Origin of the sequence: Halomonas sp. (genome assembly GCF_052095695.1) — a bacterium.
Taxonomy (GTDB): Bacteria; Pseudomonadota; Gammaproteobacteria; order Pseudomonadales; family Halomonadaceae; genus Vreelandella.
The window spans coordinates 1-12,653 of the sequence record NZ_JBQDLQ010000095.1; the positions used below are offsets into that span (position 1 = coordinate 1).

Consider the following 12,653-nt stretch of genomic DNA (forward strand, 5'->3'; position numbering starts at 1 on the left):
CAAAGAGATGCTCGAAAGCGATCTAAAAATCGAGCACGATGGCCGCAACGACTACATTGAAGCGATCACCTATTGCGAGAGCGTTAAAGATTACGTTACTCGCGATATGCTGCGCGACCTGCTCGCCGATGAAGAAGGGCACATCGACCACATCGAAACTGAGCTGAAATTGATCGAACAGGTGGGTATCCAGAACTATCTGCAGCGCCAAATGCAGATGGCTGGCGAAGAGTAAGTTACTTGCTGTTGCTCGCTTGATAAAAGCTAGCCACCCACACTAGATAGAAAGAAGCCAGTCAGTACTCACTGACTGGCTTTGTTCATTCTAAGACATCCCAATCCTCAAAGCGCTTTCGGCTTCCCCGCTCTACCACCACTTCCTGTGAAAACCTGCGTTTGAATGTCATAAGCCTGACACGGTCATGCTGTTTGATAGTCCAGTTGATGCTGCACGTTTAATGACTTAACCAGATGTTTCTTCGGCTCAGGCAAGGAATCAACTTTCATTATGATAGTCACACGTACCCCCTCACTGTTGGCGCTCGCTATTACCCTGGCTGCTTCACATTCGGTCAGCGCGGCGGATAAGCATTTCAACCGCATTGCTAGCTTCGCTATCGCCAGTAACATGGCGGAGGGCGAAGATCGTAGCCGTGAAACCTCGGCGGAAATTATCGCTGCCTCAGGCGATGGTATGACGCTGGTTTACTCGGACAGCCCGCTGGGTGTGATCGGGCGAATCGATATTAGCGACCCCGCTAATCCGCAGCCGCTGGGCAATATCGATGTCGGCGGCGAGCCCACGGCGGTAACGGTGCTTGGCAATATCGCCTATGCCGGGGTGAATACCTCGGTCTCTTACCGCGAGCCTTCCGGGCAGTTACTAACGATCGATATCGATAGCGGTGAAATACTCGCCTCATGCTCCTTGAACGGACAGCCCGACAGTGTGGCTGCTGCAGCAGCGCCCGAGGGGCGTTTCATCGCTGTCGCCATTGAGAACGAGCGCGATGAGGACGCTGGCGACGGTCGAGTGCCGCAGATGCCCGGCGGCTCTGTTGCCCTGTTGGAGATTAACGAGGCAGGAGAGGTTAACTGTGACAGCCTGCTAAACGCTGACGTTACCGGGCTTGCGGAGATCGCTCCCGAGGATCCCGAACCGGAGTTTGTCGATATCAATGCCTTGGGTGAGGTTGCGGTCACCCTGCAAGAGAATAACCACCTGGCGGTGATCGACCACAGTGGCAAAGTGGTGTCGCATTTCAGTGCTGGAGCGGTGGACCTGGAAGGGATTGATGCCAGTGATGATGGTGCGCTGATCTTTAATGAGCAGCAGGCTCAGCGACTGCGCGAGCCGGATGCGCTGCAGTGGATTGACTCAGACCACTTTGCCATTGCCAACGAGGGAGATATGGATGGAGGCTCACGAGGCTGGAGTATCTTCCATAAAAGCGGTCGCTTAGTGTACGAATCCGGGGCGGATTTCGAGCATGCAGTGATCGAGGTGGGCCACTACCCTGATAAGCGTTCTGATGCCAAAGGCAGCGAGCCGGAGGGGATGGAGTTTGCTGTTTTTGACGGAACTCCCTATGTGTTCCTCCTCTCCGAGCGTAGTTCGCTGGTAGGCGTCTATAATGTTAGCAACCCTGCCGAACCGCAGCTCAGCCAACTACTCCCCTCAGGTCTTTCCCCGGAAGGCGCGGTGGCGATTCCCAACCGCGGCCTTCTCGCGACCGCCAATGAGACTGATCTGGGCAAAGAGGGCGGCCCTCGCTCTCATGTCATGATCTACCAGTATCAGGATGCGCCAGCAGTCTACCCCACGCTGACCTCAGCGGGCAGCGACGAGCTGATAGGCTGGGGAGCACTCTCTGGCATGGTCGCCGCTGATGGCGTGCTCTATGCAGTCAACGACAGCTTCTACAGCGCCCAGCCACGCATCTTCACCATCGACCCTTCAACGTCACCCGCGCGGATTACCGCTGCCCTGGACGTAACCCGCGATGGTGAGCCTGCTTTGGGACTCGATATGGAAGGGATCACCACCGATGGAAAAGGTGGCTTTTGGGTCGCTTCCGAAGGTAATGATCAAGGGCTCGCCAATACCCTCTATCATGTTGGGGAAGACGGCGAGATTACCCAGGGCATTGCGCTGCCTGATATGCTCGCCCATCAGGCTCTGAAGTGGGGGTTAGAAGGCGTCACCCGGATTGATAATCAGCTCTGGCTGGCAGTACAGCGCCCCTGGCAGGATGACCCTGAAGGCATGGCTAAGCTGCTGCACTACGATCTCGACAGCGGCGAGTGGGGCGCTGTGTACTATCCCTTGGAGCACGTTGATGATGGCTGGGTGGGGCTCTCCGAGATTACTGCTTATAACGGCGGCCTCTATCTAATTGAGCGCGATAACCGTATCGGCGCAGATGCCCAGGTTAAGCAAGTGACCCGCGTCGCTCTAGATGGCTTGGAACCCGCCCCACTGGGTGGTGAGTTGCCAGTGCTAGAGAAACAGCTCGTGCGCGACCTGCTTCCCGATCTCGCCAGTTACAACGGCTTTATCGTGGACAAGATTGAAGGAATGGCGATCAATGCTGAGGGGCATGCCTGGTTGGTCAGCGACAATGACGGTGTTGACGACAGCAGTGGCGAGACCTACTTCTGGTGGATACCGCTGGAGTAGCGGCGTAGCGGTTCAGGTACAACGGGCAGCTCACAGTGGCTGCCCGTTTTGCATGGTAGGTGGGGAAACGGCGCTGAGCGGGAGTTTTGTGCGCCTAACGAGTTGGTCGGCGCGAGCCGACAATACTGGAAAGCGACACCGCCAATACAGACAGCAAAATCAGCGCTAGCGCAGGAATCAGCACCGCCCAGGGGGCGCGCTCGATGTAGGGCATCCCTTCGGCAAGTATCAGCCCCCACTCTGGTGAAGGCGGGCGCGGCCCCAGGCCCAGAAAACCAAGCGCGGCCAAGGCTAGCGCAATCCCCGGTAAGCGCAGCATGGCGTGACGAAACACCGGGCCAAGTACTGCTGGCAACACATAACGGCTCATCAAGCGAACATGGCCGACGCCTAAAATAGGTGTAATCCGCACATGGGGTTGGGCTTTGACTTCTGCTACCAGCGCCGCCGTGTGCGCAGCAAGTGGTGCCCAGGCCACGGCAGTCACCGCAATAATAGCGCCACTGGCGCTTGGCCCCATCAGGCCCGCGACGATAAGTCCTGCAATGGTGGGGGGCGTTGCCTTGGTGATCTCAATGGGGCCGGTTGCCAGCTTGGGAGCTAGGCCAATCAGCAGACTAAGCACCAGTGAAAAGAATACCACTACTGTGGCCATACCCATGGTAGACAGTGCCCCGTGAGCCACTCGCGCCAAAATATCACGTCCTGTACCGTCGGCACCCAGCGGCAGCACCAAGCTTGGCGGTTGTAAACGCATAAAGGCCGAGCTAAACGGGTCGCGGCCAATCCCTGCCGCAACCAGCAGTACCAGCAGCACAAGCGCGATGACGGGCACCACCCATGCCCAGCGCTGAACGCTTTGCTCGTGTTGTGCTACCGGCAGCGCCCCGAGTCGAAACGCCCGGCCTAACAGCAGTGCGCGGCCGATATTGGCCAAGCTGCCCAATACAATAGCGATAACCAGCAGGATCAGAATACCGGTTTGCAGGGCGGGCATATCCTGAGCGGATGCCGCGCCAAGGGTCGCTCGGCCCAGGCCGGGAATCGAGAACACCTGCTCTACGGCAATAGCACCCCCCGTAAGGCCTACCATCACCATACCTACCTGGGGCATTAAACTTGGCAGGGTGCGGCGCAAGGCTGCCAGAGTAATCCGGATGCGCGAAAAGCCAGCCACATTCCAGGTAGCTACCCAGCGTTCTGTAAAGGTGGCCGACAATCCGTCGCTAAACAAACGCCCCAACAGACCACCTGCCGGAATACCCAGGGCTAAGGCAGGCAGTATGGCGTAACTGAAACCGCGCCATCCATAGGGTGGCAGCCAGTTTAGCCATGCGGCAAATATCACCAGCAGGATTGAGGCCAGCAGAAACTCGGGAAGCGCCGTGAGCGTTGCGCCAATTGCCCCGGATGAGCGGCTGACTTGGCCATTTAAGCCGCGGCGAACCACGGGCACACAAATCAGCGTCGCGGTAACCACTGCCACCAGCATGCCGAACGACATAAGCATGAGAGAAACTTGGGCGCTTTTCAGCATGCCCGGCAGCACTGGCGCGCCAGAAACCCAGGAGTTCCCCGCATCGCCATGCAAAATCCCCATCAGCCAGCTCTGCAGCTTTTCGAAGGGGCCGACGTCCAGTCCCAGTTGGGCCCTAATGGCGGCGAGTACCTCGGGCGTGGCTTCCTGTTCGGCGGAGCGCGCTCGCAAAATACTCAGTGCTGGATCCCGGCCGGATAACCATGGCAGCAATCCTACCAGCACGACCACGCTGGCTAATGTTATCAGGCGCGAGAGCAGTGGAATAAAAGGCTCTATGCGCAAGCTGCGCCATAGGCGCAGCGGCGTTGCGGTTGTCATGCGCACGATACCTTTAAGACTCACTATCGGCTTCGATGGACGTTTGTTCAGTGATCAGCACTCGCTCGCGCGGGTCACGCTCCGCGTTGGAAACACGTGCTGATTCGCCCTGAATGACCCGCTCATGGAGCATTGGGATGGCCGCGTCGGTGCGTAAAATGGCCGCTTCAGCTTCGATAATTGCCTGACGGCGCGCGTCACCCGTGGGCAGTACGGCGGCTGTGGCTAGCGCCTCATCCACGGCAGGGTCGCATAGCTGGGCTATATTGAATGAGCCTGCGCAGGCGAAGTCGCTAAACATATAGGCAACCGGGTCGCCGGAGTCGAGGACGGTGGCCCGCGAGAGGATAAAGGCGTCAAACTGGCCCGCTAACGCATCTGCTTCAATATGCGCATACTCACGCACTTCCTGGTTAACGGTGAAGCCAGCACGGGTGAGCTGTTGCTCAAGCAGCACGGCGACTTCGGGAAGCTCTGCGCGGTCGGTAAAAGTCGCCAAGGTGATCTCGGTGCCGTTAGGGTCGCTGGGCGCGGTGCGATCCTCAATCGGGGTGCGGTAATCGCTTGCCCACGCTAGTGCCGGGCCAAGTAGCCCTTCAGCGATATCCGCGCGGCCTTCGTAAACGGTATTCACGATAGTGGAGCGATTAACTGCTTCACGCACGGCGGCGCGCAGACCAGGGTCGGTCATGGGGCCTGATTCGGTATTCAGGTAAAGCGTATTGGTACGCGGCATGGGTACTTCGTGCACCAGCTCGGGGTCAAGCAGTGCCACCTGGGAGACTGGAATGGCTTCCACCACATCAGCCGCACCCGTTCTCAACGCTGCCGCACGGGCCGTGCCATCCGGCACGTAGTCGGCATCAATACCTGCTGCAGCGGCTGGCTTGCCCCAGTAGTCGTCAAAGCGGTCTAGTCGAGCGCTGGTGGTGCCGTTGATCTCTTTCAGTACAAAGGGGCCGGTGCCTGCTTCGATAGGGTTAACGCGGCCATCTTCGCTGTAGGCGCTTGCAGCGAGAATCGCCAACTGCGGGCTGGAAAGACGGTTGGGAATCAGCGGATCTTCTCTTTCTGTGCGTACAATCACCGCCTTATCACCATCGGCCTCAACGGTCATGCTCACTCCGTCTAAAATACGCGGTTTCGGTGCGGCCTGAGTAGCGGCGGTGAGAGAATTGACGACGTCTTGCGCGGTTAGCTCGCTGCCATCATGAAACGTTACGCCGTCGCGAATCACAAAGCGCCAAGTGTTGGCGTTTAGCTGTTCCCATTCGGTGGCTAGCAAAGATTTGGGGTCGCTGTTGGCGTCCAGGCGAATCAGCGTCTCCGCCATGCTCCAACGGGATAGCTTAAAAGCATCGTCGGAAAGCGGCGTTAATCCTGAACGCGGTGGCTGTAACATCGCCACGCTAATGCGCTCACCTGATTCAGTGGAGGTGGTGTCGCGCTGCTCATCAAAACAACCGGCAAGAAGAAGGGGGGCGGCAAGGGCAGCGGACCAAGACAGGCGAAGCGAGCGGCGTAGCATCGTAACGAATCCTAATAGTAGGTAGAAAAAGAGAGAGCAGGGGGATAAGCGATGACACTAGCTTACGTGGTGCCAATGCTTAAACACTGCATGGAGCCCAATGGGTTAATCAAAATGTCGTGGAAGATTTACAGCAACGCCTCTACCTCTGCTGCATTACAGTTTGGAAGCGCGCAGGTAGGGAGCTGCGACACGGCTTTGATTAGTGACAGCGTGACCGGATGGCGGGGGGTGCTCCACAGTGCTGCCGTTGGGCGATCTTCAACAATATCGCCGTCATCCATCACCAGCGTGCGCTGGCACAGTTTTGTGACCACCGATAAGTCGTGGGACACCATTAGCAGTCCCGTGCCACTTTCATCGCATAGCTTTTTCAGCACGCTGATAACCTGTGCGCGAACCGGTAGATCAAGGCCACTAAGCGGTTCATCGGCCAGCAAAAAGCGCGGGCGGATGGCGATTGCGCGGGCAATGGCGACCCGCTGTGCCTGGCCGCCGGATAGCTCATGAGGCTGGCGGTTCCAAAACGTCGCATTCAGCCCCACTTGTTCCAGTGCTTCCCGGGCGCGCACTGCGGGGTTGCAGTCGACACGCAGCCGGATGAGCGGCTCGGCTACCAAGGCAAGCACACTCATTCGCGGATCAAGCGATGAGACAGGGTCTTGGGGAATATACTGCACTGCCTGACGATACCACCTGAGCTGAGCCGCAGAGCCGGGGCGCACCGCTCTATGCTGGCAGGTTATTGAGCCGGTATCAGGCGCTTCGATCGCCAATAGCGCACGCAGCAGCGTCGTTTTTCCCGAGCCGGATAAACCGACTAGCCCCACCCGCTCGCCAGGATAAAGCGTGAGGTCGATATTATTCATGACCTGCTTACACTCACCTCTTCGCCAAAAAACGTCGCGGGGCAGTGAAATGTTTTTCGTTAGTCCGCGAGCCGAGATAAACGCTTCGCTGCCGTTAAAATGAGCTCTTTCATTAAGTGATAGCGGGCTTGGCATTTAAGCGCTCTTTAAAAGATCGTTCGAGGTTAAAAAATCTACGGATGCCAAAGTGTCTGCGCCGGGCAACTCCGAGGGTTGCACGCTATGCGCGGCGGCGACTAATGCCTGAGTGAAGGGGCGCTGCGGGGCAGTAATTAGAGTCTCTAAGTCGCCACTTTCGATCATTGCACCACGCTCAATAATTACCGCTCGTTGGCAAAGCTGTGAGGCCGCATGGAGATCGTGGGTAATAAACAGCATGGCGGTGCCTGAGTTGCCGGTATGGTCGCGTAAGACGCGCAGTACCTGCGCTTGGGTGACCACGTCCAGTGCGGTGGTAGGCTCATCGGCGACCATTAACGATGTTTTGCATGCCATCGCCATGGCAATAGATACCCGCTGGCGCTGGCCGCCGGAAAGCTCCGCTGGGGTGCGTTTTATTAACCGCTGTGGGTCTGGCAAGCCCATAGCTGCTAATAGCTCCACGGCCGCTTGGGTCGCGGTTTTAAGCGGCAGGCCATGATGGCGTGAAAAAGGCTCGCGCAACTGGAATCCAATTGAAACCAGAGGGTTAAGCGCTGAAAGTGAGTCCTGAAACACCATTGAAACACGCATTTCAGCACGTCGTCGTGCGGCGGGTATTGCAATGGCTTCTTGGCCTTGAATGCGAATGCTGCCTGATACTTGTGCATTAGCCGGTAAAAGCCCCAGCACTGCTTTTGCTGTAAATGATTTACCCGACCCTGATGCACCTAACAGGCAGACACGTTCGCCGGGCATGACATCGAAGGAGAGCCCATCGACGACCTGTTGACCGTTAATTTGAATACGAAGATCACGCACTGATAATACGGGGCCGCTGCACATTGACACTATCTCTTGCTTAACTACTCAATTGCCATTAATCGTTATGATATAACGTTTTGGTGGGTTGCAGCAATATTAGTTGCAATGCAAAGAGGTCATTGAGGGTGCTGGCGGGGTAATCAACAGATATAAAAAAGCGCTGATCAGATCAGCGCTTCATTGTTACTAGGTGGTGTTAATAGTCTGGTTAGGATCAATTATTTTGTGACAGTGGCAAAACCTTCGTCACCCGTAACAAAATTCTCTGCAGGCTCGTCAACAGTGAAGGTCGTGCGGCTTAGGCGACGAACGCGCTTCATAAATAGCGCAATGCAGAGCAGTGTTCCTAGCGCTGCCACGAAGTAGCTAGTATTCAGCGGCAGGCCAAAACCAATCGGTGCATAGGCCAAGTAGGTGAAGGTCGCCATGGTCATAAAGGTAGCTGGAATCGACGTAATCAAATGGGGCTTACGCGACAGTACCAAATACATGGTGCCTACCCAAAGCGCGATAACGGCTGTGGTTTGGTTGGCCCAAGAGAAGTAGCGCCACAGCAGCGTGAAGTCCATATGCGTTAATGCATAAGACACAACAAACAGTGGTAGGGCTACCATAATGCGCTTAACTATCGGTTTTTGATCGACTTTAACGTAGTCGGCAATAATCATCCGCGCGCTGCGGAAAGCGGTGTCACCCGAGGTGATCGGCAGCACAATAACGCCGAGTATGGCCAGCGTACCGCCTACAGCGCCGAGCATGGTGGTGGAAACTTCGCTAACGACAGCGGCAGGGCCACCGGCGGCAAGTACGTCGGACAGCGTTTGGTCGCCGTAGAACAGGCTCATAGCGGCGGCGGCCCAAATCATCGCGATCACGCCTTCAGTGATCATCATGCCGTAGAAGATTTTGCGTCCATTCGTTTCGTTTTGCGTGGTGCGCGAAATGATCGGTGTTTGAGTAGCATGAAAGCCGGAAAGTGCGCCACAGGAGATCGTTAAAAACAGCAGCGGGAAGATAGGAGCTGCTTCAGGATGCATGTTCTCGAAAGATAGCTCGGGAATGGGCGCGCCGGTGACAATCAGGCCAATGCCGATACCGGCCGCACTGAAAAGCAGTAGCGCCCCAAAGTAAGGATAAATACGGCCGATGACTTTATCGATCGGCAGCAGTGTCGCGATTAAGTAGTAAATAAATATGGCAACGATAATCAGCGTCATCGACAGTGAGGTCATATTCGCCAGCAGCGCAGCGGGAGAGGTGACAAAGACAGTGCCGACGAGCAGCAGTAGCAAAATGGCAAAAGCATTAACGACGTGCTTCATCGCTTTGCCGAGAAATTTGCCCGCTAGCTGCGGTAAATGAGCACCGTGGTTACGAATTGAGATCATGCCGGTCAGATAATCGTGCACGGCGCCAGCAAAGATGCAGCCGACCACAATCCATACAAAGGCAACCGGGCCGTAAAGCGCGCCAAGAATCGGCCCAAAAATTGGCCCTACGCCGGCAATGTTTAATAACTGAATGAGTGAGTTACGCGTGGTATTCATCGGTACGTAGTCGATGTCATCACGCATGGTGAAGGCTGGTGTGCGTCGTTTGCGGTTGGTAACGAACACGCGCTCAACGAACTTCCCGTAGGTAAAGTAGCCCGCAATTAGTAGCAGGATCGATACAATAAAGGTGATCATCTAAGGTACCTAGAGCAGTTAGAGGGATTGGCCGGAGTCGGCAAGACGCTTGCTAGCACGCTGGCACACCAGCAGGTGCGTTGAAACCGGGATGAATGTACAGATAAGGCCCGTAGATCACAGCTAGACTTTAGTTGGTGATTTTCGATAAACCGCCAATAAAACGGGCAGCCAATGGCTGCCCGTTTTTGATGCCGAAGTGCACGCGTGTCTTAAGACTCAACGACACCGCAGGCCATGCGAGCGCCGCCACCGCCCAGGTGGGGCTCATCTTTATAGGTATCGCCGCCTGCGTGGATCATTATGCTACGGCCCGGCATATCTTCCATGCTTAGGCGTGGCGCCAGCACGGGAAGATTGGCTTCGCCGTCCTCATTGACCGTTAGCACCGGTAGGTCACCCAAATGGCCTTCGCCGTAGGGGCCTAGGTGGGTCTCCGTTTCTTCCGGGTCATAGTGGCCGCCAGCGGCTTGCGCCGCGCTCATTTCGCCGTCGTCATTCTCGGCAGGATCGCAGCTGGCGTTCTGGTGAACGTGGAAACCATAAACGCCGGGCTCCATGTCCGTGAGTGAGGGGGTTAGCAATAAACCGTGCTCGGTGCTTTCCAGTGAAACGGTACCAATCGACTCTTCAACACCGTCAACGCTGACTTTATGCATCTCAACGTCAAGCGTTTCGTTAGCCTGCGCTGCTGCACTAGCTAGCAGTAATGAGGCGGCAATGCCGGTAAGCGAAGCTATATAGCGCATAGTGATTTCTCCTTCCTAATCCATGGAAACGCTGTAGCAGCGTTGCCCACTTAAGGTAGCTGCCACACCACCACTATGCCAACGAACGATGTAAAGCGCTACTCAGGGCCGTTACCTGATGTCTGCCAGGCGATGGCTCAGCTTGTGCTCAGCTAGCCAGCCATGCCAGAGAAGAGCGTTTTATCAGGAACTCCTTATTGATCATTTATGTAATCATATAACACAACGATAAGTGGCTAAAAGGTTTATCGTATCGAGCGGATGACATCTCGCTGCCAAGCCGCGACAATGGCGCCCTATTTTTATGAACAACTTTTATAAGCTGTTTTTATAAATAGTTTTTGTAAACAGTTTCAGATAACCGTTCTAGACCGTTTTTGTCGCTAGCTTTTACCGGGGAGCGTTATGACGCCACTCACTATCCTCTATCAGGATGAGTATCTCGTTGCGGTGCATAAGCCATCGGGGCTTTTAGTGCATCGCTCGGCGCTAGCGCGTGGCGAAACAGAGTTCCTGCTCCAGCGGTTGCGCGACCAGCTTGGCAAGCGGGTGTATCCCGTTCACCGGTTGGATCGGCCTACCTCAGGCGTGATCGTATTTGCGCTTTCATCCGCAGTGGCGGGGCTGCTCAGCGAGGCCTTTAGCGAGCGCCAAGTCGAGAAACGCTACCTCGCCGTGGTACGTGGCAATGCGCCTGAAAGCGAGCGTTTAGACTATCCGCTGCGGGAAGAGGACGGCACGCGGCCTAAAGCGGAAATGCCCGCAATGCCTGCGATGACTGATATTCGCCGCCTGGATAGCGTCGAACTGCCTGTTCAGGTCGACCGCTATTCGGTGGCGCGTTACTCGCTGGTGGAGGCGAGGCCGCTGACCGGACGTCGCCATCAGATTCGCCGCCATCTTTCTCGACGAGGCTATCCCATTATTGGCGATGCCAAACATGGCAAAAGTGTCCACAATCGTTTTTTTGCCGAGCAGTTGGGTGCGCCACGTTTACTGCTGGCCGCCACTTATTTAGCCTTCGATCATCCGATGTTGGATAAACGCGTACAGTTAAGCTGCGCCGTGGACGACACCATGGTCGCGCTGTTTAATCATCTTGGCTGGGCCGGACACTTACCGCTGGATAGTGTACGTACGCCACCTCACACACCGCTTTCCGCCCTCCAAGCGCTATGAGTGATCCCGCTATGTCCTCCCCGATTTCAGCTACCAACCTGCCAGCCTCTGCCGATTACGACGCTCGATTTGGCGGGATTCGTCGCCTTTACGGCCAGCGCGCTGTTGACGTGTTTCGTCATGCTCATGTGGTAGTGGTGGGTGTCGGCGGAGTGGGCAGCTGGGCCGTTGAGGCGCTGGCGCGCTCCGGGATTGGTAAGCTTACATTGATCGACCTGGACGATGTGTGTGTTTCCAACGTTAACCGCCAGCTGCACGCGCTGAATGGCACCATTGGCCAGCCTAAAGTGGAGGTGCTGGCAAGCCGGTGCCGCCTGATTGCGCCTGATATCGAGATCGTTGCCGACAGCGCTTTTGTAACGCCCACCAATCTCGCCGAGCGTATCCCAGATGACGCCGACCATGTGGTAGACGCCATCGACAGCGTGATCGCCAAGGCCGCGCTCATCGCTTGGTGCAAGCGGCGCAAGATTCCGATTACCGTGACCGGCGCCGCCGGCGGGCAGACCGATCCAACGCGCATTCAGGTCGCTGATTTAACCCGCACCGAGCACGACCCACTGCTATCTAAAGTGCGTTCACGACTGCGCCGTGACTACGGTTTCTCCCGCAACCCCAAGCGGCGCTTCTCGGTAGAGTGTGTCTACTCCGACGAGCAACTGGTGTATCCCAGCGGTGACGGTGAGGTATGCCAGCAAAAGCCCGGCAGTGGCGAAGCGACGCGCTTAGATTGCGCGTCAGGCTTTGGCGCCGCCACCTTTTTGACCGGCACCTTTGGCTTTGTCGCCGCTTCAAAAGTGCTCGAACGCCTCGCTAAAAAAGCCCATGCCGCTCACAAGGAATCACCATGACCGCTCCCGTTCCCGGCATCTATCGCCATTACAAAGGCAGCCTTTACGAAGTCATCGGCACCGCCCAGCATAGCGAAAGCGAAGAGTGGCAGGTGGTTTACCGCGCCCTTTACGGCGACTACGGCCTGTGGGTGCGTCCGCTTGAGATGTTCACTGAAACTGTCACTAAAGAAGGCCGCACGCAGCCACGCTTTGCGTTGGAGAAAGCGTTTTGAAAATCGGTTGAGAGTCGATTTGTAAGCAATCTCTTAAAAATTTGTAAGATATTGCTTACGTGAGTGTAGGACA

Annotated in this window: 11 protein-coding genes; 5 read left to right on the forward strand and 6 right to left on the reverse strand. The window is 56.2% G+C overall.

All coding sequences use genetic code 11. From position 1 onward, the window contains the following. Together ACTH5D_RS15045 and ACTH5D_RS15050 are read left to right on the forward strand one after the other, a co-directional pair. Positions 1 to 235: ferritin-like domain-containing protein (locus ACTH5D_RS15045; protein WP_441672651.1), on the forward strand; the 235-nt coding region annotated here is incomplete at its 5' end. 273 nt (positions 236 to 508) lie between these two features. Then, positions 509 to 2,680 (forward strand): esterase-like activity of phytase family protein, encoded by a 2,172-nt coding sequence (locus ACTH5D_RS15050; RefSeq protein WP_441672653.1) that lies wholly within the window; start codon positions 509 to 511, stop codon positions 2,678 to 2,680. A gap of 94 nt (positions 2,681 to 2,774) precedes the next feature. Here ACTH5D_RS15050 and ACTH5D_RS15055 read toward each other — a convergent pair whose 3' ends face one another. The 6 genes from ACTH5D_RS15055 to sodC form a co-directional block, all read right to left on the reverse strand. Continuing rightward, positions 2,775 to 4,538 (reverse strand): ABC transporter permease subunit, encoded by a 1,764-nt coding sequence (locus ACTH5D_RS15055; protein WP_441672655.1) that lies wholly within the window; start codon positions 4,536 to 4,538, stop codon positions 2,775 to 2,777. A gap of 13 nt (positions 4,539 to 4,551) precedes the next feature. Continuing rightward, entirely contained in the window at positions 4,552 to 6,066 is a 1,515-nt protein-coding gene (locus ACTH5D_RS15060; RefSeq protein ID WP_441672657.1) for an ABC transporter substrate-binding protein, read from the reverse strand. Positions 6,067 to 6,194: 128 nt separating this feature from the next. Then, positions 6,195 to 7,070: an ABC transporter ATP-binding protein gene (locus ACTH5D_RS15065; RefSeq protein ID WP_441672659.1), complete on the reverse strand. Its 876-nt coding sequence runs from the start codon at positions 7,068 to 7,070 to the stop codon at positions 6,195 to 6,197. Further along, a complete protein-coding gene (locus ACTH5D_RS15070) occupies positions 7,071 to 7,919 on the reverse strand; it encodes an ATP-binding cassette domain-containing protein (protein WP_441672661.1) in 849 nt (282 codons plus the stop codon). A 197-nt stretch (positions 7,920 to 8,116) separates the two neighbouring features. After that, positions 8,117 to 9,586, reverse strand: a complete 1,470-nt coding sequence (locus ACTH5D_RS15075) for a carbon starvation CstA family protein (RefSeq protein ID WP_441672663.1) — start codon at positions 9,584 to 9,586, stop codon at positions 8,117 to 8,119. Positions 9,587 to 9,798: 212 nt separating this feature from the next. Then, complete coding sequence (gene sodC, locus ACTH5D_RS15080; protein ID WP_441672665.1) at positions 9,799 to 10,335, reverse strand: superoxide dismutase [Cu-Zn] SodC; 537 nt, start codon at positions 10,333 to 10,335, stop codon at positions 9,799 to 9,801. Positions 10,336 to 10,740: 405 nt separating this feature from the next. Here sodC and ACTH5D_RS15085 point away from each other — a divergent pair, with 405 nt between their 5' ends. The 3 genes from ACTH5D_RS15085 to ACTH5D_RS15095 are packed head-to-tail and all read left to right on the forward strand — an operon-like array spanning position 10,741 to position 12,580. Continuing rightward, on the forward strand, positions 10,741 to 11,514 hold the full coding sequence (locus ACTH5D_RS15085; RefSeq protein WP_096282123.1) for a pseudouridine synthase: 774 nt from the start codon (positions 10,741 to 10,743) through the stop codon (positions 11,512 to 11,514). Positions 11,515 to 11,525: 11 nt separating this feature from the next. Continuing rightward, on the forward strand, positions 11,526 to 12,365 hold the full coding sequence (gene tcdA, locus ACTH5D_RS15090; RefSeq protein WP_441672668.1) for a tRNA cyclic N6-threonylcarbamoyladenosine(37) synthase TcdA: 840 nt from the start codon (positions 11,526 to 11,528) through the stop codon (positions 12,363 to 12,365). Further along, on the forward strand, positions 12,362 to 12,580 hold the full coding sequence (locus ACTH5D_RS15095) for a DUF1653 domain-containing protein (RefSeq protein ID WP_441672670.1): 219 nt from the start codon (positions 12,362 to 12,364) through the stop codon (positions 12,578 to 12,580). The genes tcdA and ACTH5D_RS15095 overlap by 4 nt, the downstream gene beginning before the upstream one ends. The last annotated feature ends 73 nt before the right edge of the window (positions 12,581 to 12,653 follow it).